The organism is Devosia honganensis, from assembly GCF_042648785.1.
Lineage (GTDB): Bacteria > Pseudomonadota > Alphaproteobacteria > Rhizobiales > Devosiaceae > Devosia > Devosia honganensis.
Genome location: NZ_JBHRYD010000007.1, coordinates 191,914 through 212,846 on the forward strand (window position 1 = coordinate 191,914; position 20,933 = coordinate 212,846).

At 67.0% G+C, this 20,933-nt stretch carries 20 protein-coding genes; 14 read left to right on the plus strand and 6 right to left on the minus strand.

What is annotated here, in order from left to right; genetic code table 11:
• The first annotated feature begins 87 nt into the window (after nt 1-87).
• Together ACFOOL_RS09815 and ACFOOL_RS09820 are read left to right on the plus strand one after the other, a co-directional pair.
• Nucleotides 88-759 carry a response regulator gene (locus ACFOOL_RS09815; RefSeq protein WP_380096779.1) on the plus strand — a complete coding sequence of 224 codons (672 nt, stop codon included), beginning with the start codon at nt 88-90 and terminating at the stop codon, nt 757-759.
• A 3-nt stretch (nt 760-762) separates the two neighbouring features.
• Nucleotides 763-1,161, plus strand: coding sequence for a VOC family protein (locus ACFOOL_RS09820; RefSeq protein ID WP_380096780.1), 399 nt, complete (start codon nt 763-765; stop codon nt 1,159-1,161).
• 182 nt (nt 1,162-1,343) lie between these two features.
• Here the strand turns inward: ACFOOL_RS09820 and ACFOOL_RS09825 are convergent, their stop codons facing one another.
• The 3 genes from ACFOOL_RS09825 to ACFOOL_RS09835 are packed head-to-tail and all read right to left on the minus strand — an operon-like array spanning nt 1,344 to nt 5,056.
• Nucleotides 1,344-2,852 (minus strand): hypothetical protein, encoded by a 1,509-nt coding sequence (locus ACFOOL_RS09825; protein ID WP_380096781.1) that lies wholly within the window; start codon nt 2,850-2,852, stop codon nt 1,344-1,346.
• 4 nt (nt 2,853-2,856) lie between these two features.
• Nucleotides 2,857-3,795, minus strand: a complete 939-nt coding sequence (locus ACFOOL_RS09830; protein WP_380096782.1) for a DUF6384 family protein — start codon at nt 3,793-3,795, stop codon at nt 2,857-2,859.
• Nucleotides 3,796-3,829: 34 nt separating this feature from the next.
• Nucleotides 3,830-5,056, minus strand: coding sequence for a cell surface protein (locus ACFOOL_RS09835; RefSeq protein ID WP_380096783.1), 1,227 nt, complete (start codon nt 5,054-5,056; stop codon nt 3,830-3,832).
• Between the two features lie 226 nt (nt 5,057-5,282).
• On the opposite strand from ACFOOL_RS09835, the gene ACFOOL_RS09840 reads away from it, so the two are divergent.
• From ACFOOL_RS09840 to upp, 12 genes are all read left to right on the plus strand, one after another.
• On the plus strand, nt 5,283-5,747 hold the full coding sequence (locus ACFOOL_RS09840; RefSeq protein ID WP_380096784.1) for a CoxG family protein: 465 nt from the start codon (nt 5,283-5,285) through the stop codon (nt 5,745-5,747).
• 180 nt (nt 5,748-5,927) lie between these two features.
• Nucleotides 5,928-6,917: a BMP family lipoprotein gene (locus tag ACFOOL_RS09845; RefSeq protein WP_380096933.1), complete on the plus strand. Its 990-nt coding sequence runs from the start codon at nt 5,928-5,930 to the stop codon at nt 6,915-6,917.
• Between the two features lie 11 nt (nt 6,918-6,928).
• On the plus strand, nt 6,929-8,542 hold the full coding sequence (locus ACFOOL_RS09850) for an ABC transporter ATP-binding protein (protein ID WP_380096785.1): 1,614 nt from the start codon (nt 6,929-6,931) through the stop codon (nt 8,540-8,542).
• Nucleotides 8,539-9,669, plus strand: coding sequence for an ABC transporter permease (locus ACFOOL_RS09855; protein ID WP_380096786.1), 1,131 nt, complete (start codon nt 8,539-8,541; stop codon nt 9,667-9,669). The genes ACFOOL_RS09850 and ACFOOL_RS09855 overlap by 4 nt, the downstream gene beginning before the upstream one ends.
• 3 nt (nt 9,670-9,672) lie before the next feature.
• The gene (locus tag ACFOOL_RS09860; protein ID WP_380096787.1) at nt 9,673-10,638 is read left to right on the plus strand and encodes an ABC transporter permease; all 966 of its coding nucleotides are present in this window, start codon (nt 9,673-9,675) and stop codon (nt 10,636-10,638) included.
• A gap of 2 nt (nt 10,639-10,640) precedes the next feature.
• The gene (locus ACFOOL_RS09865) at nt 10,641-11,045 is read left to right on the plus strand and encodes a cytidine deaminase (protein ID WP_380096788.1); all 405 of its coding nucleotides are present in this window, start codon (nt 10,641-10,643) and stop codon (nt 11,043-11,045) included.
• Nucleotides 11,042-11,836 (plus strand): purine-nucleoside phosphorylase, encoded by a 795-nt coding sequence (locus tag ACFOOL_RS09870; RefSeq protein WP_380096789.1) that lies wholly within the window; start codon nt 11,042-11,044, stop codon nt 11,834-11,836. The genes ACFOOL_RS09865 and ACFOOL_RS09870 overlap by 4 nt, the downstream gene beginning before the upstream one ends.
• Nucleotides 11,833-12,822, plus strand: a complete 990-nt coding sequence (gene deoC / locus ACFOOL_RS09875) for a deoxyribose-phosphate aldolase (protein ID WP_380096790.1) — start codon at nt 11,833-11,835, stop codon at nt 12,820-12,822. Before ACFOOL_RS09870 ends, deoC begins: the two co-directional genes overlap by 4 nt.
• A 154-nt stretch (nt 12,823-12,976) precedes the next feature.
• Nucleotides 12,977-15,343 (plus strand): aldehyde dehydrogenase family protein, encoded by a 2,367-nt coding sequence (locus tag ACFOOL_RS09880; RefSeq protein WP_380096791.1) that lies wholly within the window; start codon nt 12,977-12,979, stop codon nt 15,341-15,343.
• Between the two features lie 207 nt (nt 15,344-15,550).
• The gene (deoA, locus tag ACFOOL_RS09885; RefSeq protein ID WP_380096792.1) at nt 15,551-16,870 is read left to right on the plus strand and encodes a thymidine phosphorylase; all 1,320 of its coding nucleotides are present in this window, start codon (nt 15,551-15,553) and stop codon (nt 16,868-16,870) included.
• Nucleotides 16,871-16,922: 52 nt separating this feature from the next.
• Entirely contained in the window at nt 16,923-18,164 is a 1,242-nt protein-coding gene (locus ACFOOL_RS09890) for a phosphopentomutase (RefSeq protein WP_380096793.1), read from the plus strand.
• On the plus strand, nt 18,161-18,802 hold the full coding sequence (gene upp, locus ACFOOL_RS09895) for a uracil phosphoribosyltransferase (protein WP_380096794.1): 642 nt from the start codon (nt 18,161-18,163) through the stop codon (nt 18,800-18,802). Before ACFOOL_RS09890 ends, upp begins: the two co-directional genes overlap by 4 nt.
• Before the next feature lie 238 nt (nt 18,803-19,040).
• On the opposite strand, the gene ACFOOL_RS09900 is transcribed toward upp, so the two are convergent.
• From ACFOOL_RS09900 to ACFOOL_RS09910, 3 genes are all read right to left on the minus strand, one after another.
• Nucleotides 19,041-19,661: an HAD family hydrolase gene (locus tag ACFOOL_RS09900; RefSeq protein WP_380096795.1), complete on the minus strand. Its 621-nt coding sequence runs from the start codon at nt 19,659-19,661 to the stop codon at nt 19,041-19,043.
• 69 nt (nt 19,662-19,730) lie between these two features.
• Nucleotides 19,731-20,324: a TadE/TadG family type IV pilus assembly protein gene (locus ACFOOL_RS09905; RefSeq protein ID WP_380096796.1), complete on the minus strand. Its 594-nt coding sequence runs from the start codon at nt 20,322-20,324 to the stop codon at nt 19,731-19,733.
• Complete coding sequence (locus ACFOOL_RS09910; protein WP_380096797.1) at nt 20,321-20,887, minus strand: TadE/TadG family type IV pilus assembly protein; 567 nt, start codon at nt 20,885-20,887, stop codon at nt 20,321-20,323. Before ACFOOL_RS09910 ends, ACFOOL_RS09905 begins: the two co-directional genes overlap by 4 nt.
• Nucleotides 20,888-20,933 lie beyond the last annotated feature (46 nt).

Consider the following 20,933-nt stretch of genomic DNA (forward strand, 5'->3'; position numbering starts at 1 on the left):
TTAAGCATTGCCGCAATATGCAAGGGCAACCGCCGGAAAACCTTGCTATTCCCGCGGGAATCGCCAGTGGAGGAACAGGTTCAGCCCATGACGCGCCGCCGCATCATCATCGTCGACGACCATCCGCTGTTCCGGGCGGCGCTGCGCCAGACCCTGGCCGGGGGTGACGCGACCGTCAATGTCGAGGAAGCCGGCGACCTGGCCGGGCTCAACGCGGCGCTGGAGGCGGACCGCGATTGCGATCTGGTGCTGCTTGACCTCAACATGCCCGGCGTGCGCGGCTTTTCGGGCCTGCTGCTGCTGCGCGCCCAATATCCCGATATCCCGGTGATGATCATCTCGGCCGTCGAGGATGCCACCGTGGTGCGCCGCGCCTTCGAGCTGGGCGCGGCCGGCTATCTGCACAAGTCGGAAGGCCCCACGGAAATCCGCCGCGCCATCGAGACCGTGCTCTCGGGAGAGGTCTTCGTGCCCCCCGGCACCACTCTGGGCGGGGAGGACGGCCAGACCGCGCTGATGAAGCGCCTCGCCACGCTCACCCCGCAGCAGGTGCGGGTGCTGATGATGCTCAGCGACGGGCTGATGAACAAGCAGATCGCCTATGAGCTCTCGATCTCGGAGGCGACGGTCAAGGCCCATGTCTCGGCCATCCTGCAAAAGCTCGATGTCGACAGCCGCACCCAGGCGGTGATCGCCGCCTCCCGCATCGAGGACGGGCAGTTCGAGGCGCTGTTCTCCACCAGTGTCGACAAGGCCTGAGCCATGAAGCCCGAGATTTCCATCATCACCGTCGGGGTCGAGGATCTCGAACGCGCCTTCGCCTTCTACCGGACCCTGTTCGACATCCCCGAGGAGCGGATCGGCGCCGGCGAGGACCACGTCGCCTTCTTCTTCGACGACAAGTTCTCCTTCGTCCTGTTCCCGCGCGGCCAGATCGCCCGGACGGCCGGCAAGCCCGAAAGCCTCGAGGGGACGCCCGGCTTCGTGCTCAGCCACCGGGCCGACAGCCCCGAGGCGGTCGACGCCATCCTCGAGCGCGTCCTCGTCGCCGGCGGCGCCGTCATCACCCCCGGCACGCAGTCGGAATGGGGCTATTCGGCCTATTTCGAGGACAGCGAAGGCAATGTCTGGGAACTGATGGCCCAGCCCCTCGCCAATTGAGGCGGCGAGGGCGCTAAAGCTTTTCATGGTCAGGCGAAATCGGTGCCTTTGCCCCCCTCCCCCTTGAGGGGAGGGTCGGGGGTGGGGGTCCTTCGGTGCTCCGCCAAACCCACCCCCTCCCCAACCCTCCCCTCAAGGGGGAGGGAGCGCTGGTCGCCGCTTCCGTCAAAACATGAAAGCCTCTAGAAGCCGCCGCCGGTCTTGAACCCGCCATGCTTGCGGGTGCCGGAGGAACCGCTGCGCGGCCGGGAGAAGCCGCCGCCCGATTTGCGCGAGCCGGAACCGCTCCGCGACCTGCCGCCCCCGCCGAAGCTGCTGTCCGGCCATTGGAACCCCCCGCCCTGCGGCCAGGGATTGGCGCTGGCCCGCTGACGGGTGCTTTTATAGCCCGCGCCCCATTCGTGGCCGGGGGCCCAGTTCTGGCTGCGCTGCCACTGGTCCCAATAGCTGGCCGCCGAGATGCCGCCGCGCAGGAAATCGTTGAGCAGGTCCCCCACCAGCCGGTCTTCCCCGAAGCTGGAGCGCGGATCGTCGAAGCGCTGCTTCTTGAATTCCCACTGGATGTCCTCGAGCTCGCGCCGCCGCGCCGCCAGCGTCTTGAGGCGTTCGCGCTGCTCGCGGCTTTCCTCGTCCTCTTCGCGCAGCCTTGCCCGCGCCTCGTCGATCTGGGCGACGATGGTGTCGTCCTGGCCGGTGCGGGTCTGGCGCGCTTCGGCCAGCAGCGTCCGGATGTCCTCGCGCCCCAGCGCCCCGGCCAGCTCCGAGGTGGCGTTCTCGAAGGCCGGATTGCGCCCCTCGGCAAGCGCCTGCAAGTCGCTGGCGGCGGCGTCGCGCCGGTCCTCCGCCTCGACGATGGCGGCGTCGAGCCGCTCGATCTCGGCCTGGGCGGCGGCGATGGCCTCGCGGATCGGCCGTCCGCCGGCTTCGTCCACGGCGGCCGTCTCCATGGCCGCAAGTTCGGCCTCCGCCTGCGCCACCCGCTCTTCCTGCCGGTCGGCATGCTCGCGCAGCCGCAGCGGGATTTCGTTCAGCATGGCGTAATTGGGCCGGGCCTTGTGAAAGCCGATCATCCTTGCCACCAGCCCGTCGAGATAGCGCACCAGATTGTTGGCGCGATAGCTGCCGGTGCCGTAGCCGGCCTCCCACAGATAGATGAACAGCGGGTCCTCGCGATAGGGGCGCCCCTTCTCCTGGCGATCGGCCTCGGCCTGTTCGGTCTTGCGGCGCGACTGCTCGGCAACGCGGTCCAGTTCCTCGGCTTCCCGCTTCTTCGCCTGGAAGGCCGCGTCGGCGGCGAGCTTTTCGGCAAGGCCGGCGGTCAGTTTTTCGAGCGCCGCCTGCTGCTGCTCCAGCCGGGCCAGTGCCGCGGCGCGGCTTTCGGTCAGTCCGGCGCGGGCGCCGTCGACCTCTTTCATGGTCTTTTCGGCCGCCTCGACGTCGCGCGCATGGCTGCGGAGCATTTCGCGCGCCTTGGTCTCGGCGCTGGAAATGCGGCCGTCCAGCTCCTGCTGCACCGCCGGGTCGAGGCGCAGCCGGGCCAGTTGGCGGAACAGTTCCGCCTCGCTTTCCTTGATCTTGGTGATGCGCTCGGCGGTGCGGGCCAGCCGGCGCGAGATGTCGTCCTCCTCGCGGCGGATGTCGCGCATCGCCTCCTCGAGGCTGGCCAGGGCCTGGGGTCCAGCTATGCTCATGGTCTCACCACCGGGTCACCGCGCCGCCCAGAACCGGCATGACATATTCCACCTCGAGGAATCCATCCGACTTGCGGCCCACCGTATTGGCCTGGATGATGCCGTCGTCCTGCTTGTCGGCGGCCACGGCATTGTAGACGCTTTCGGGCACGCGCAGGCCCCACAGGGAAACGGTCTCGGTCTCCCCGTTCTCCTCGTTGAGGATCGGCAGCGACAGCGTCCCGCCGTCCGGGCCGATGGCCTCCACCACGATGTAGTAATTGGTGGCCTCGGTATTGATCTCGGGGAAGGTCCAGAAGCCCGAGCGCACGTCCTCGCGATTGACCACGCGCAGCGTATATTGCTGGCGTAGCTGGTCGCGCAGTCCCGTCAGCCGCTCGATCGTCTCCTCGGCGCCTTCCCGGTTGCCCTCGGCGGCGAAGGCCTTGCCGCGGGCGACCAGCGCCTCGGCCTGGATCACCGCCTGCTGCACCTTGGTCTCGTCGTAAATGGTCTGGTAGAGCGCATCCATCTGCGCCGGCAGGCCTTCGCTGAGCTCGATCCGCGCCCGCTCGGCCTGGGCCTGCTGGAAGGGCTGCCAGACGCCGAACCAGCCCACGAGAAGCACCAGGATCGCCGCCAGCCCGATCAGTACCGGCCGGCCCCAGCTCTTGCGCGCCACATAGAGCCGCGCCAGCGCGGTGCCCGGCCCGGGGGCGGGCGGGACATAGGTGAACCGGCTTTCGGCCAGCGCCTCCACGCCCTCCTTGAGGATATGGTCGGGAACCTCGATGCCCTGCTGGTGATAGATGGAGCGCAGCCGCTCGATGAGCTGCTTTTCCCGCGCCGCCCCGTCGAGCTCGCGCGTCACCAGATCCTGCCGGTGACGGAGCGTGTCCACCACGTCCATCGCCAGCATGACTTCATCGAGGGGTGCAGCCGGCCTGGCGGTCGCGTCACTCATGCGGAGCCTTCACCCGTCGCGGTGCCCTTTCGCCTCAGTTGTTGGATTCGAGCAGCAGGGCATTGCCCTCGGCGGCCAAGGTCGCCAGGCGGCGCTTGCCGTCTTCCACCGCGTCGCGGATCTCGGCCGAATTCTTGGTCGAGGCGACGCGCATCTCGTTGATGATGGTGCGGCTCTTTTCCTGGAAATTGACCACCGAATCCACCAGCTTCTTGACCGCATCGGCGCGCACGGTGGGGCCGTATCCGGCCTTGACGGCCTCTTCCTGCACCTTGTCGCCGATCTCCGAGAGCGTTTCGAGGCTCTTGGACATGCCCTCCTTCATGGCGTTCAGCGTCTCGGTGGATTCGTGCAGGCCGAACATGCCGGTGAAGGAGGCGGACAGGGCGGTCAGCACGGTCTCGTTGGTGGAGAAGAACGAGATCGACTGCTGATAGACCCGCTCCTTGGCATTGGTGGTCTGCATCAGCCGCGCCATCACCACTTCCGAAGTGTTGTAGGAGATGGTGAGATTGTCCGAGAGGTCCTTGGCGATCTGGTAGCGCTTTTCCTCGTTCTGCATCTCGCGCAGGCGCTCGTCGCGGGCCATTTCCAGCCGCGCCCGGTCCGCCGGCACGTTCCCTTCATAGGCCGCCAGCTCGTCCGCCGCCCGTTGCAGCACGTTCTTTCTTTCGCCCAGCCGCTGTTCGGCCGTCTGCAGCACTTCCAGCGCCATCACCTCGGCCTGCTTGAGCGCGCCGCGGAAATCGCGATAGGCCTCGAGGATGGTCTGCTCGCGGTCGATCTGGTCCTTGGTGTCCGAGGTGACCTGGAGATAGGTGTCGCGGATCTTGTTGAAGCGGGTGGCGATGTCGCCTCGGCTCACCTTCATCCAGACATTGGAGACGCGCTCGAACAAATCGATGCGGTTGTCCTCGAGCTGGTCGACCATCGCCTTGGCGTCGTCGCGGATGGAATCGAAGCCCTTGGTGATGTCCTCGTAGCGCTCGCCGATCTGCATGGCGGCGACCTGCTCGCGCACCACCTCGTTGAAGGCGCTGGCCTGGCTGAGCGTGCGCCCGATGAGGATGACGCGCGTTTCGTCCAGTTCGGTGATCTGACTCAGCAGCCCGGTGATCGGCGCCTCGCCCTGGCTTTCGGGCCATATTCCCAGGTCGCGGATGGCGTTGACCGCCTTGTCCAGATACTGCAACGGCTTTTCCGCCAGCGTCGCGACGGGCGAGGCGGTCTGGGTCGGTGCGGTGGTCTCTTGGTCGGTCATCAAAGGCTCCCTGGAGAACGGACGGTCCGGCGTTTCGCCCTTCTACCCTAGATTGCGTCTGCGGACCCGCCTGACAATTGCATCCGGCAGGCGGGCCAACTATTTAATCCATATTGGTGCGAAAAAGCCGCACGTAAAGATGTGGGATCTGCCCGATGCGCCTTCGCCGCCGCACCATGTCCTCTTTGCCGCAAAGGCCCTTGCCCGGCCGGCGGCGGTCCGCCCGATGAGGTTCGGCGGCCGCTATCGCGTCGCGGCCGGCCGCATGGCGGTCTGGCAGGCGCTCAACGATCCCGAAATGCTCAAGGCCGCCATTCCCGGCTGCAGCCATATCGGCTGGTCGGGCCCGGCGACGCTCGACCTCGAGATCGCGGTCAATCTCGGCGTCGCCCGCCCGGTCTTCAAGGGCGAGCTGGAACTGTCGGACGTGGTGCCCGCGCGCACCTATACGCTCTCGGGGCGCGGCAAGGGCGGGCTGATGGGGCTGGCCGAGGGCGCCGCCGACATCGCTCTCAGCGATGCGGGAACTGAAACCCTGCTGGTCTTCACCGCCCATGGCGGCGCCTCCGGCCGGATCATGACGCTGGGCAGGGCCATTGTGGGCAATTCGGCGCAAAGGATCATCGACGGCTTCTTCGAGCGCTTCGGCGAGGCCATGGGCGTTGCGGTGGTTTCGCTCGGCCCGGAATGAGCGCCGCAAAGGCGCCGGCGCGGCGCGGTTTTTGACCATCCGGAAAACATTTTGTCCGTGCCCTCTTGCGGGCGGCGTCATTGCACGATTTTATCCCAGGTTAGCGCACTCAGCCGGATCTCGGGCCGGTCCCCGACGCTGGTGCGAGACAGGGAGAACGAAACAATGAGAATTTCCACCATCACCAAGGCTGTCGCGGGCGGCGTCGCCCTGAGTGCCGTGCTTGCCGGCGCGGCTTTTGCCGAACCGGCCCTGATCTACGATCTGGGCGGCAAGTTCGACAAATCCTTCAACGAATCCGCCTATAACGGCGCCGAGCGCTGGAAGGCCGAGACCGGCGGCACCTATGTCGATCTGGAAATGCAGAACGACGCCCAGCGCGAACAGGCCCTGCGCCGCTTCGCCAGCCAGGGTTCCAATCCCATCGTGATGATGAGCTTCATGTGGGAATCGGTGCTGGCCCCGCTCGCCGGCGAGTTTCCCGACACCAATTTCGTGGTGATCGACGCCACCGTCGATGCGCCCAACGTCCAGTCCATCCGCTTCGACGAACATACCGGTTCGTTCCTCGTGGGCGCGCTGGCGGCGATGAAGTCCGATGCCGGGGTCTACGGCTTCGTGGGCGGCATGGACGTGCCGCTGATCCACCGCTTCTATTGCGGCTACGCCCAGGGCGTGCGGGCCATCGATCCCGATGCCAAGCTGATCGAGACCTATACCGGCACCACCCCTGCCGCCTGGAACGATCCGGTGACGGCGGGCGAGCTGGCCAAGGCGGCCATCGACCAGGGCGCCGAAGTGGTCTTCGCCGCCGCCGGCGGCTCGGGCCTGGGCGTGCTCCAGACCATGGCCGATGCCGGCAAATATTCCATCGGCGTCGACAGCAACCAGAACTATCTGCATCCCGGCTCGGTGCTGACCTCGATGGAAAAGCGCGTCGACAACGCGGTGATCGAGGCCTTCAACAAGGCCGGCGACGACGCCACCTTCCAGCCCGGCCCGGTCGATCTGGGCCTCGAGGGCGATTTCGTGGGCTATTCGCTGGACGAATACAACCAGGACCTGATCACCGAGGACATGATCGCCCAGGTCGAGGACCTCAAGGCCAAGATCCTGTCGGGTGAGATCGTCGTTCACGACTACGAAACCGACATGAGCTGCCCGCTCTAAGCGGACGCCACATGAGCGGCAACGACAACATCGCGCAGCGGCCGGAGCCGGCCGCTGCTTCCGCACCGGCGAATGGCTGGGCCATCGAGCTCGAAAACATCAACAAGCGTTTCGGGGCCGTCCACGCCAACAAGGATATCGACCTCAAGGTGGCGCGCGGCACCATCCACGGCATCGTCGGGGAGAATGGCGCGGGCAAGTCCACCCTGATGTCGATCCTTTATGGCTTCTACACCGCCGATAGCGGCACCATCCGCGTCAACGGCACCGAGCGGGCCATCACCGACAGCCGCCACGCCCTGGCGCTGGGCATCGGCATGGTGCACCAGCATTTCATGCTGGTCGACAATTTCTCCGTGCTCGAAAACGTCGTGCTGGGGGCCGAGGATTCCGGCTTTCTCCGGCCCAGCCTCGAACGCGCGCGGCGCGAGCTCGACCGGCTGGAGCAGGAATACGACCTCGAGGTCGATCCCGACGCCACCATCGAGGACATCTCGGTGGGCCAGCAGCAGCGCGTCGAAATCCTCAAGGCGCTCTATCGCGGCGCCGAGACCCTCATCCTGGACGAGCCCACCGGCGTCTTGACGCCGCGCGAGGCCGACGACCTGTTCCGCGTGCTCGAGACCCTGCGCGATCAGGGCAAGACCGTGATCCTCATCACCCACAAGCTGCGCGAGATCATGGCCATCACCGACAATGTCTCGGTCATGCGCCAGGGCGAGATGGTCGCCACCCTCGAGACCGCCAAAACCAATCCCGAGCAGTTGGCCGAGCTGATGGTGGGCCGCCGGGTGCTGCTGCGCGTCGAAAAGGGTGCCGCCAGCCCGGGCGGGACGCTGCTCGAGGTCGAGAACCTCGTGGTCGCGGACGATATGGGCGTGGTCCGCGTCAAGGATGTGAGCTTTTCCGTGCGCGCCGGGGAGATCGTGGGCATTGCCGGGGTTTCGGGCAACGGCCAGTCCGAGCTGCTCGAGGCGGTCACCGGCATGCGCGACCAGAAAGCGGGTGCCGTGCTGCTGGGCGGCAAGCGGATGCAGCTTCGCGGCGATTTCGGTGCCGCCCGCGCCCGCGCCGCCGGCCTCGCCCATGTGCCCGAGGATCGCCAGCGCATGGGCCTGGTCACCGGCTTCATGGAATGGGAGAACGCCATTCTGGGCTATTCCACCAGTCCCGAATACGGGCGCGGCCCGCTGCTCGACATCGCCGCCGCCAAGGCCAGGGCGGCTGAGCAGATGCGCAAATTCGACGTCCGCCCCGCCGACATCATGCTCAAGACTTCGCTGTTTTCCGGCGGCAACCAGCAAAAGATCGTGCTGGCCCGGGAAATGGACCGCGACCCCGACGTGCTGGTGGTGGGCCAGCCGACGCGCGGCGTCGATATCGGCGCCATCGAGTTCATCCACAACCAGATCATCGCCATGCGCGACGCCGGCAAGGCCATTCTGTTGGTCTCGGTCGAGCTCGACGAGATCCGCTCGCTGGCCGACCGGATCCTCGTCATGTTCGACGGCGTCATCGTGGGCGAGGCCGACCCGGCCACCGCCACCGAGGGCGAGCTCGGGCTGATGATGGCCGGCATCGGGGCGGGCGCCGCCGCCGCAGCCGCCCGGGAGGAAACGCCATGAGCGCGCTGAGGCCCCTGCCGCGCTGGGCCGATGTGGTCCTGCTGCCCCTGCTCAACCTGGCGCTGGCCTTCATCGTTTCCGGCCTCGTCGTGCTCGGCATCGGGCACAATCCCTTCATGGCCGTCTGGGCCATCGTCACCGGCGCCTTCGGCACCGGCTACGGCATCGGCTACACGCTTTATTACGCCACCAATTTCGTCTTCGCCGGCCTCGCCGTGGCGGTGGCGGCCCATGGCGGCCTGTTCAATATCGGGGGCAACGGGCAGGCCTATGTCGCCGGGCTCGGCGTCATCCTCGTGGCGCTGGCGCTCCAGGACACCCACTGGCTGCTCATCGCCCCGCTCGCCATCCTCGCGGCCGCGGCCTTTGGCGGCTTCTGGGCCTTCATCCCCGGGTGGCTGCAGGCCAAGCGCGGCAGCCACGTGGTCATCACCACCATCATGTTCAACTTCATCGCCTCGGCGCTGATGATCTACATGCTCAACCGCGTGCTCAAGCCCGCCGGCGTGTCGGGCCCGGAATCGGCGATGATCGCCGAGACCGGCCGCATGCCCAAGCTGGGGCAGTTCTTCGCGCCCTTCAACTACACCCCGGTCAACTTCGCCATCTTCCTGGCCATCGCCGCGCTGATCGGGGTCTATGTGCTGGTCTGGCATACCCGCTTCGGCTACGCCTTGCGGGTCATGGGCCAGAACCCCACCGCCGCGCGCTATGCCGGCATTTCCAATTCCCGGATGATCATGCTGGCCATGGCCCTGTCCGGGGCGCTGGCCGGCATGGTGGCGGTCAACGAAGTGCTGGGCGTGCAGAGCCGGCTGGTGCTCGATTTCATGGGCGATGTCGGCTTCGTCGGCATCGCCGTGGCGCTGATGGGCCGCAACCACCCGATCGGCATCGCCTTTTCGGCGCTGCTGTTCGGCGCGCTCTACCAGGGCGGCAACGAGCTGCAATATGTCATTTCCGGGCTCGACCGCACCGTGGTGGTCATCATCCAGGCGCTGGTCATCCTGTTCACCGGCGCCATGGAGGGGCTGTTCCGCCCCGGCCTGCAACGTACGCTGATGCTGTTCTCGCCCGAGCAATCGGCCGAGGCGCTCGAGCGCGCAACCGTCAAGTCGGAGAGCTGAGCCATGGAGTTCACGGCCCTTCTTTCCCTGCTCGATGCCACCATCCGCCTGTCGACGCCCCTGTTGCTGGCGTGCCTGGCCGGGCTCTACTCGGAGCGCTCCGGCGTCTTCGATATCGGGCTCGAGGGCAAGATGCTGGCCGCCGCCTTCGCCGCCGGCGTCGTGGCCGCCATCACCGGCTCCGCCTGGGCGGGGCTCCTCGCCGCCCTGGCGGTCTCGGTCATGACCTCGCTGCTCCAGGGCGCCGCCGCCATCAGCCTCAAGGGGAACCAGCTCATCGCCGGCGTCGCCATCAACATGCTGGCGGCGGGCCTCACCACCTTTCTGGGCCAGCAATGGTTCCGGCAGGGCGGGCGCACCCCGCAATTGTCCGGCCAGGGTCGCTTCGGCGCCATCGAGCTGCCCTTCGCCCGTGAAATCGGCCAGGTTCCGATCCTCGGGCCGATCTACGAGGAACTGATCTCGGGCCATTACATCCTCGTCTATATCGCCTTCCTCGCCGTGCCGGTTACCGCCTATGTGCTTTATCGCACCCGCTTCGGCCTGCGGCTGCGGGCGGTGGGCGAAAATCCCAAGGCGGTGGACACGGCCGGCATTTCGGTGATCGGGCTGCGCTATCAGGCGGTGCTGATCACCGGCCTGCTCTGCGGCTTTGCCGGCGCCTATTTCTCCATCGCCCAGGGCTCGGGCTTCGGCAACAACATGACCGCCGGCAAGGGCTTCATCGCGCTCGCGGCGCTGATCTTCGCCAAATGGAGGCCGGTGCCGGCCATGTTCACTTGCCTGTTGTTCGGTTTTCTCGATGCGCTGCAAATTCGCTTGCAGGGGGCGCGGCTATTCGATGTCGAAATTCCGGTACAGGCCATTCAGGCACTGCCCTATGTGCTGACCGTCGTGCTGCTCGCCGGCTTTATCGGCAAGGCCGTCGGCCCCAAGGCGGGCGGCGTGCCCTATACCAAGGAGCGCTAGCAGTGAGCGAGATCGACAAGGCCCTGTTCGCTGCCGCCGAGGCGGTCCGAGCCAAGGCCTATGCGCCTTATTCGAAGTTTCCGGTGGGCGCCGCCATCCTCGCCGATGACGGCAATATCTATGCCGGCTGCAATGTCGAGAACGCCGCTTTTCCGGTGGGCAATTGCGCCGAGCCCAGCGCCATCGCCGCCATGCTGGCGGGCGGGGGCAGGCGCATCAGGCGCGTCTATGTCACCGGCCCCGGCGCCATGCCCGTCACCCCTTGCGGCGGCTGCCGCCAGCGCATCCGCGAATTCGCCGATCCCGATGTCGAGGTGATTTCCCACGGCGTCGAGGGCACGCCGCTGGTGCAGACGCTCGACCAGCTTTTGCCGCACAGCTTCGGCCCGGAGTATCTGGAAGAATGACCAAGGCCGCCCGAACCATCCGCAAGATCGCCGGCGCCGAACCCGTCGCCGCCGCTCTCGTGCTCGGCTCGGGCCTGTCCTCCATCGGCGAATTGATGAAGGACACGCTGGCCATCCCCTATTCGGAACTGAAGGGGTTTCCCGGCGGCGGCGTCTCCGGCCATGGCCGCGACCTCCTCATCGGCTGGATGGGCGGCAGGCGCGTCGCCGTCCTCACCGGGCGCGAGCATTATTACGAGCACGGCAATGCCGCCGCCATGCGTCCGGCGCTGGAGACCCTGGCCGAACTGGGCGCCGAGACCCTGCTGCTGACCAATGCCGCCGGCTCGGTGGACGAGCGCTTCCGTCCCGGCGATCTGATGCTGATCGCCGATCACATCAACTATGCCGGCATGAACCCGCTGATCGGGGAGGCGACCGACCGCCGTTTTGTCAACATGGTCGATTGCTATGCTCCCGATCTGCGTGCCCGGGCGGCCGGTCTTGCCGAGCGGCTCGGCTTCCGGCTCGGGGAGGGGATCTACCTGTGGTATTCCGGCCCGAGCTTCGAAACCGTGGCCGAAATCCAGATGGCCATCCGCCTCGGCGCCAATGCCGTGGGCATGTCCACGGCCCCGGAAGTCATTCTGGGGCGGTTTTTGGGGCTGCGGGTCTGGGCCTGCTCGTCCATCACCAATATGGGCGCGGGCCTGTCCAGCGAGAACATCAGCCATGAGCATACCAAGGCCATGGCGGTGCAGGGAGCCGAGAAGCTCCGGCGGCTGATCCCGGCCTTGGTGGAGGAGCTATGAGTCTCAAGATCGTCGACAAGCCGGCCGGCGCTCCGGTCCACAAGCGCAATCCGGGCTATCCGCTCGATCTCGACTGGGTGGAGCGCGTCCGCATGAACCGCTCGGCGCTGGAGCGCCGCGCCAATACCATCGGCGCCCGCCGCACGGTGAAGAAGGATTACCAGCTCGCCTGGCTGCTGCGGGCGATCACCCTGCTCGATCTCACCACCCTCAATTCCGACGATACGCCCGGGCGGGTCGAGCGGCTCTGCGCCAAGGCCCGCAACCCGCTGCGCCGCGACATTCTCGAACAGCTCGGCATGGAGGGCCGGATCATCCGGCCCGGCGCCGTCTGCGTCTATCACGCCTTCGTCAAGACCGCCGTGGGGGCGCTCGAGGGCACCTCCATCCCCGTCGCCGCCGTCTCCACCGGCTTCCCCCATGGCCTCGCCCCGCTCGAAACCCGCCTCGGCGAGATCGAGGCTTCGGTGCAGGACGGCGCGCAGGAGATCGATATCGTCATCGAGCGCGGCATGGTGCTGCGCGGCGACTGGCAGGGGCTTTACGATTCTGTGCGCGCCTTCCGCAAGGCCTGTGGCGCGGCCCATATCAAGACCATTCTGGGCACCGGGGAACTGGCCACCCAGACCAATGTGGCCAAGGCCTCGCTGGTCTGCATGCTGGCCGGCGCCGATTTCATCAAGACCTCGACCGGCAAGGAAAAGGTCAATGCGAACTTGGTGACCAGCCTTACCATGATCCGCATGATCCGCTGGTTCGCCGAGGAAACCGGCATCGAGATCGGCTACAAGCCGGCCGGCGGCATCGCCAAAGCCGCCGATGCGCTGCGCTATATGGCGCTGATGAAGGAGGAGCTGGGCACGCATTGGCTGCAGCCCCACCTCTTCCGCTTCGGCGCCTCCTCTTTGCTGACCGATATCGAGCGGCAACTCGAACACGGCCTCACCGGCCGCTACGCCGCCGACTATCGCCAGCCGATGGTGTGATGTGTGCTGGGCGGTCACGCCCCGCCATTTGCCTTCCCACCGGGTCATTCCCGCGCAAGCGGGAATCCCGGTTTGTGGCGGGCGCAAGCAACTGAGATTCCCGCTTGCGCGGGAATGACCCAGTGGATGAACAGACATCCCGGGAGGACCCGAAATGAACAGGATCGCGCAAATCTTCGACAGTCTCGAATACGGCCCGGCCCCCGAGGCGTCCGACCAGGCCAATGCCTGGCTCGATGGCCGGGGCCGCCGCTTCGGCCATTTCATCGCCGGCCAGTGGACCGGGCCGGGCCAGACCTTTGCCAGCACCAATCCCGCCACCGGGGAGAAGCTGGCCGAATTGACCGATGGCAGCGCCGCCGATGTCGACGCGGCGGTCAAGGCCGCCCGCGCCGCCTTCAAGGGCTGGTCCGCCCTTTCCGGCTATGAGCGCGGCCGCTATCTCTATGCCGTCGCCCGCATGATCCAGAAGCATTCCCGGCTCTTTGCGGTGCTGGAAACCATGGACAACGGCAAGCCGATCCGCGAAAGCCGCGACGCCGACATTCCGCTCGCGGCGCGCCATTTCTATCATCATGCCGGCTGGGCCACGCACCTGGCGCGCGAATTCCCCGGCCATGTCCCCCATGGCGTCTGCGGCCAGATCATCCCGTGGAATTTCCCGCTGCTGATGCTGGCCTGGAAGATCGCGCCGGCGCTGGCGGCGGGCAATACGGTGGTCCTCAAGCCGGCCGAGTTCACTTCGCTGACCGCCCTGCTCTTCGCCGAGATCTGCGAGCGCGTCGGCCTGCCCGCCGGGGTGGTCAATATCGTCACCGGCGAGGGGGAGACCGGCGCCGCCCTTGTCGGGCACGAGGGCGTCGACAAGATCGCCTTCACCGGCTCGACCGAGGTGGGCAGGCTCATCCGGGCCGCCACCGCCGGCTCGGGCAAGGGGCTGACGCTGGAGCTGGGCGGCAAGTCGCCCTATCTCGTCTTCGAGGACGCCGACCTCGACAGCGCCGTCGAGGGGCTGGTGGACGCCATCTGGTTCAACCAGGGGCAGGTCTGCTGCGCCGGCTCGCGCCTGCTGGTGCAGGAAAGCATCGAGGAGCGCTTCCTTGCCAAGGTGCGGGCGCGCATGGCCAAATTGCGCGTCGGCGATCCCCTCGACAAGTCCATCGATATCGGCGCCATGGTCGCCCCGGTGCAAGTCGAGCGCGTCCGCGATTTGATGAAAAAGGGCATTGCCGAAGGCGCCCATGTCTATGAGCCCGATGGCCAGCTTCCCGCCCAGGGCTGTTTCCTGAAACCCGCGCTCGTCACCAATGTCTCGCCGGCCAATACGCTGGTGGCCGAGGAGATTTTCGGGCCCGTGCTCGTTTCCATGAGCTTCCGCACCCCCGAGGAGGCGGTGGCGCTGGCCAACAATACCAGCTACGGCCTCGCCGCCACGCTGTGGAGCGAGAACGTCAATCTCGCCCTCGATATCGCGCCCAGGCTTAAGGCCGGCGTGATCTGGATCAACGGCACCAACCAGTTCGACGCCGCTGTCGGTTTCGGCGGCTACAAGGAGAGCGGTTTCGGGCGCGAGGGTGGCCGCGAGGGCATGGCCGCCTATCTCAAGCCAGGCTGGGAGAAAACGCTGAAAGCGGAGCCGGTGGCCGAACCCGCCGCCGCCGCGCCGCGCAACCCGCTCGATGCCGGCCATCTCGACCGGACCGCCAAGAATTATATCGGCGGCAAGCAGGCCCGCCCCGACAGCGGTTACAACCGTCCGGTCCATGGCCCCTCGGGCGAATTGGTGGGCGAGGTGGGCGAGGGCAACCGCAAGGATATCCGCAATGCCGTCGAGGCGGCGCGCGCGGCTTTGGGCTGGGGCACCACCACCGCCCATGCCCGGGCGCAGATTCTCTATTTCCTCGCCGAAAATCTCGACTATCGCCGCGACGAGTTTGCCGCCCGCATCGCGGCGCAGACCGGGGCGGATGGCGGGGAGGAAGTGGCGCGTGCCGTCGAGCGCCTCTTTGCCTTTGCCGGCTGGGCCGACAAATATGACGGCGCAATGCACAATCCGCCCATGCGCGCCATTGCCGCCGCCATGGTCGAGCCGCTGGGGGTGCTGGGCATCGTCGCGCCCGAGCGGGCCCCGCTGCTCGGCGCCGTTGCCCTGCTCGCCCCGGCCATCGCCATGGGCAACAGCGTCGTGCTGGTCCCCTCGTCGCGCGCGCCGCTGTCGATGACCGATTTCTATCAGGTGCTCGAAACCTCCGACGTCCCCGCCGGCGTCGTCAACATCGTCACCGGCGATGGCGAGGCGCTGGCAAAGACCCTGGCCGAGCATGACGGCGTCGACGGCCTCTGGTTCATGGGGTCGGCCGAAGGGTCGGCCATGGTCGAAAAGGCCTCGGTGGGCAATCTCAAGCAGACCTGGACCAGCCGCGGCCTCGCCTACGACCTCGCCGACGAGCGCTTCGCCGGCGACTATTTCCTCGCCCGCGCCACCCAGGTCAAGAACGTCTGGATTCCCTATGGGGCGTGATTGAAAGGCCGGGGTGAGGGGCCCTGGAGGCTTCACGTTTTGACGGAAGCGGCAGCCAGCGCTCCCTCCCCCTTGAGGGGAGGGCTGGGGAGGGGGTCTTTGCGGATCGACGAAGGACCCCCGCCCCCGAACCCCTCCCCTCAAGGGGGAGGGGAGCAAAAGGCCCTGATTTCGCTTGCCGATGAAAGGCTCTGAAGAGGCATTGCAATGGTTTTCCTCCCCCAGGAAGTGATCGTCCGCAAGCGCGACGGCGAGGCCCTCGCCGCCGCGGACATCGCCGCCTTCATTGCCGGCTTCGCCCGGGGTACCGTATCCGAGGCCCAGGCGGCGGCCTTCGCCATGGCGGTCTATTTCCGCGACATGAGCATGGACGAGCGCGTGGCGCTGACCCTGGCCATGCGCGACAGCGGCAATGTGCTCGACTGGTCCGGCCTCGACGGGCCGGTGGCCGACAAGCATTCGACCGGCGGGGTAGGGGACAATGTCTCGCTCATGCTGGCGCCGCTGCTCGCCGCCATCGGCATTTACGTGCCGATGATTTCCGGCCGGGGCCTGGGCCATACCGGGGGCACGCTCGACAAGTTCGACGCCATTCCCGGCTATGAGACCGGCCCGGACGAGGCGCTGTTCCGGCGCGTGGTGCGCGAGGCCGGCTGCGCCATTATCGGCCAGACCGCCGATCTCGCCCCGGCCGACAAGGCGCTCTATGCCATTCGCGACGTCACCGGCACCGTCGATTCCATCCCCCTCATCACCGCCTCCATCCTCTCCAAGAAGCTCGCCGCCGGGCTCGATGCGCTCGTTCTCGACGTCAAGACCGGCTCGGGCGCCTTCATGACCACGCCGGAAAAGTCCCGGGCGCTGGCGCAAAGCCTGGTTGCCGTCGCCAATGGGGCGGGCCTCCCGACCGCCGCGCTCATCACCGACATGAACCAGCCGCTGGCCAGCGCCGCCGGCAATGGGCTGGAAATGCGCAACGCCGTGGATTTCCTCGCCGGCCGCCACGCCGATCCGCGCCTGCGCGAGGTGACGCTGGCGCTGGGCGCCCGGATCGCCCTGATGACCGGCAAGGCGGCAACGCCGGACGCGGCGCGGCGCCTGCTCGATGCTGCGCTGGACAGCGGCCGCGCGCTCGAGCGTTTCGCGCTCATGGTGGCGGGTCTGGGCGGTCCGGCCGATTTCACGCAGCATCTGGACCGCTATCTCGCGCCCGCCCCCATCGTGCGCGACGTGATGGCGCCGGGCGACGGCGTGGTGGCGCGGATCGACACGCGCGCCGTCGGCATGGCGGTGGTGGTCCTGGGCGGCGGGCGCAAGACGCCTTCCGACGCCATCGATCACCGCGTCGGCTTCGACCGGCTCGCGGGGCTGGGGGCCCGGGTCGATGGCAACACCCCCATCGCCCGGTTGCATGCCGCCGACGAGGCCGCCGCCGCCGAGGCTGCGGCACGGCTGCGCGCCGCCTATATGCTGGGAGAGACCGCTCCCGAACATGAACTGATCGCCGGCCGCATCGGGCCGGGCTGAACCAACGCCAATCGGGACGGCCTCGTCCGTTCCCGCAGCAAGGATGAACCCCATGCCCCGCGCCATTGTCTGCCTGCTCGACAGCGTCGGTATCGGCGGCGCGCCCGACGTCGCCGCCTATGGCGACGAGGGCGCCAATACGGTGGGCCATATCGCCGAATGGGCCGCCGCCGGCAAGGCCGACCGGCCGGGCCTGCGTGCCGGTCCGCTGCACGTGCCCAATCTGGACGCCATGGGGCTGGGCGCGGCGCTGAAGCTCTCGACCGGCGCCGTGCCGCCGGGCCTGTCGGAACATCCCAAGGGTGGGCGCTTCGGCGTGGGGCGGGAAATCTCCAGGGGCAAGGACACCCCTTCGGGCCATTGGGAGATCGCCGGCGTGCCGGTGCCGTTCGAATGGGGCTATTTCCCCCGGCAGCAGCCGGCCTTCCCGCCCGATCTCGTCGCCGAATTCTGCCTTCTGGCCGGCCTGCCCGGCATATTGGGCGACAGGCACGCCTCGGGCACCGCCATCATCGCCGAACTGGGCGAGGAGCATATCAGGACCGGCAAGCCCATCTGCTACACCTCCATCGACAGCGTGTTCCAGATCGCGGCGCACGAGACCCATTTCGGGCTGGAGCGGCTCTATCAGGTCAGCCGCATCGCCTTCGACCTCACCGAAAAGCTCAGGATCGGCCGCGTCATCGCCCGGCCCTTCGTGGGCGAAACCGCCGACACCTTCCGGCGCACCGGCAATCGCCGCGATTTCGCCATCGCCCCGCCCGAGCCGACCCTGCTCGACCGCAATGCCCAGGCCGGCAACCAGGTCTTCGCCATCGGCAAGATTTCCGACATCTATGCCGGCTCGGGCGTCACTCACAAGGTCAAGGGCACGGGCATTCCCCAACTCCTCGACCGGACGCTCGAGGCCATGGAAATGGCCGATGACCGCGCCTTCATCATGACTAATTTCGTCGATTTCGACAGCGAATACGGCCATCGCCGCGACGTGGCCGGCTATGCCGCCGCGCTCGAATTGTTCGATTCCCGCCTGCCCGAGCTGATCGCCGCCATGCGCCACGACGACCTGCTGGTGCTCACCGCCGATCACGGCAACGATCCCACCTGGCCGGGCACCGACCACACGCGCGAGCAGGTGCCGATCCTGGTCTTTTCCCCAGCCCTGCTGCCGGGGGAGATTGGCATTCGCCCCAGCTTCGCCGATATTGGCGAGAGCATTGCCGCCTGGCTGGGCCTCGGCCCCGGCCGGCACGGCAAGTCCTTCCTTCAGGCCAGTGGCGGGGTGATCCGATGAACGAGAGCGTGGGCAATGTGACGGTTCTCGACCATCCCCTGATCCAGCACAAGCTGACCATCATGCGCAACAAGGAGACCTCCATCGCCGGTTTCCGTCGCCTGCTGCGCGAGATCGCCCATTTGATGTGCTACGAGGTCACCCGCGACCTCGAGCTGGAGCTGATCGACATCGAAACGCCCATGGCGCCGATGAAATCCCCCTCGATCAAGGGCAAGAAGCTGGTCTTCGCCTCCATTCTGCGCGCCGGCAACGGCCTGCTCGACGGCATGCTCGACCTGGTGCCCGCCGCCCGCGTCGCCCATATCGGCATGTATCGCGACCACGAGACGCTCGAGCCGGTCGAATATTACTTCAAGGCCCCCTCCAGCCTCGAGGACCGGCTGGTCATCGTCGTCGACCCCATGCTGGCCACCGCCAATTCGGCCACCGCCGCCATCGAAAAGCTCAAGGAGCGCGGCGCCACCGATATCCGCTTCCTGTGCCTGCTGGCCGCGCCCGAAGGCATCAAGCACTTCACCGAGGCCCATCCCGACGTGCCGGTCTTCACCGCCGCCATCGACAGCCATCTCAACGAAAAAGGCTATATCGTGCCCGGCCTTGGCGACGCCGGCGACCGCATGTACGGCACGAAGTAATGTCTTCACGCGCGTAGCGCTCCAGACGGGGCGCGCGACGCGCGGGGTCCTCGCTGCGCTCGTCCGGGGGTATCCCAACCCGCTCCTGCGATGGGAGAAGAGGAAACGTGGCCACCCCGTTACCCCACCCACCGGCGCTGCCCACGGGTCTGACCCGTGGGCCACTCTCAGCCTCGCACAAGCGGCAAAAAGGCCCGCGGGCAGTGCCGGTATTCTTGGAATGAAGAGAGGATACCCCCTACGCCGCCTTGAGCGGCAGCCCCAGCGCGATGAGGTCGCGGCGCAGATGGCCGGGGTCGTGGAAATGGATGCCCTGCATGCCGAATTTGCGCGCCGCCACGATATTGGCCTCGTTGTCGTCGATGAACACGCAGGATTCCGGGGCCAGGCCATAGCGCTCGCAGAACACGCGATAGATGCGCGGATCGGGCTTGACCAGGCCCTCGAGGCCGGAAACGATCACCCCGTCGAATTTTTCTAGGAACGGCCATTCTCCCAGCCGCGTCATCCATTTCTCCCAGGAGAAATTGGTGATGGCGAAGGTGGGGATGTCCTGTTCGACCAGTTCGTTATGGATGTCGATCGTGCCTTGGATATGGGGGCCGAAGGTCTCGGTCCAGCGCTCGTCGAAGGCCTTGATCTCGCGCCAGTATTTGGGGAAGCGCGTCACCAGCTTGGCCACGCCCTCCGAATAGATCTCGCCGGCGTCGAACTCCAGGTTCCAGTCACCGGTGCAGATGTTCTGGTGGAACCAGAGCGCGTCTTCTTCGGTGTCGAACAGCTTGCGGAAGAGATACATCGGGTTCCAGTCGACGAAAACGCCGCCCAGGTCGAAAACGGGGATGATGGTGTCGTTCATGGTCTCACGAGCCGGGGAAAGGATGGTCCGGGGCTTGTGGCATGGCCGCGCCGGAGGGGCAAGCCGGGCTCACTCGAGCGCGATGGCGGCACCGGAGCGGGGCAGGAAGAAGCTCGAGCGGTAGAGGTTGATCTCCTGGTCGAAAACCAGGCCGAACAGGGGCTTGTAGGCATAGGAGGCTTCGGCGGCGATCACCATGCGATCCTTGGAAATGTCGATCGTCGCCTGGGGCAGGGGATAGGTCTCGCCGGCCCGGTGGCGGGTTCCCTCGGACATGGTGCCGCCCACGAAATAGCCCTCCTCATAGGAGCCGCCGGTGAATTCGCGCGACCATTTCACCGAGGTCCCCCCATCGGCGTCGACCGCGATGGCCGTCACCACCTGCACCACCTCATGGGCCGGATAGGGGGCCATGATGCCGCTGGCGGCGGTGAAATAGTCCTGCATCTGGGCGGCGGTGATGGTCTCGTCGGCGCGCGCCACCAGGTCGCCCACCGAGCCGGCCACCGACTGCACCTTGCGGTCCATGCTGATCAGGGCGCTGGCCTCCACCGTGCCGATATAGACCAGCAGCATGACCGGCAGGATCAGCGCGAACTCGACGGCGGCGGCGCCGCTTTCGGTTCGGCGCAGGCGGCGCGCCATGCTGCGCAGCGCCCTCATCCCGAAAACGGCTCGTTCTGGAAGACGGCTGACGAGCCGAGCAGGCGCGTCCCGTCCGGCAGGTTGGCCATGCCGAAGGGGCCCAGCGAAATGGGCACCGGATAGCGGTAGAACACCTGCACCAGGATCACGCTCCGGCCCTCGCCGGGCGTCCAGCGTTCCGGAATGCTCCATTCGCAGGGTCCCTCGCATTCCTCCTCCACCGGAACCGCCACGCTGGCGGCGCGGAAGGTGCCGATTTCCGAGACGCGCACATGCAGCCCCCCGCAATCGCTGAACAGGCCGTAAAGGCGCCCGCACACATCGGCGCGGAAATTGTCGATGGTGAAGCCGGCCTCCTGCGCCTGGCCGGTGCGGATGGCGCGGGCGGCGTCGTGGACGGCGCTTTCCAGCACCTGGTCGGCCAGGAATACTAGCGAGGTCTGCAAGATGGCGGCGATGATGGTGAAGAAGGGCAGGGCCAACAGTCCGAACTCGACCGCCGTGACCCCGCGCTCGTCGCGGCCCAGCGCCCGCCGGCGCCGGTTCAGCCGTCCCCAGATCGTGCCCGTTGCTGTTCTCATGACCCACGCGCGATTGACTGCGCCCGACGATAGCCGCCAGAGAGCT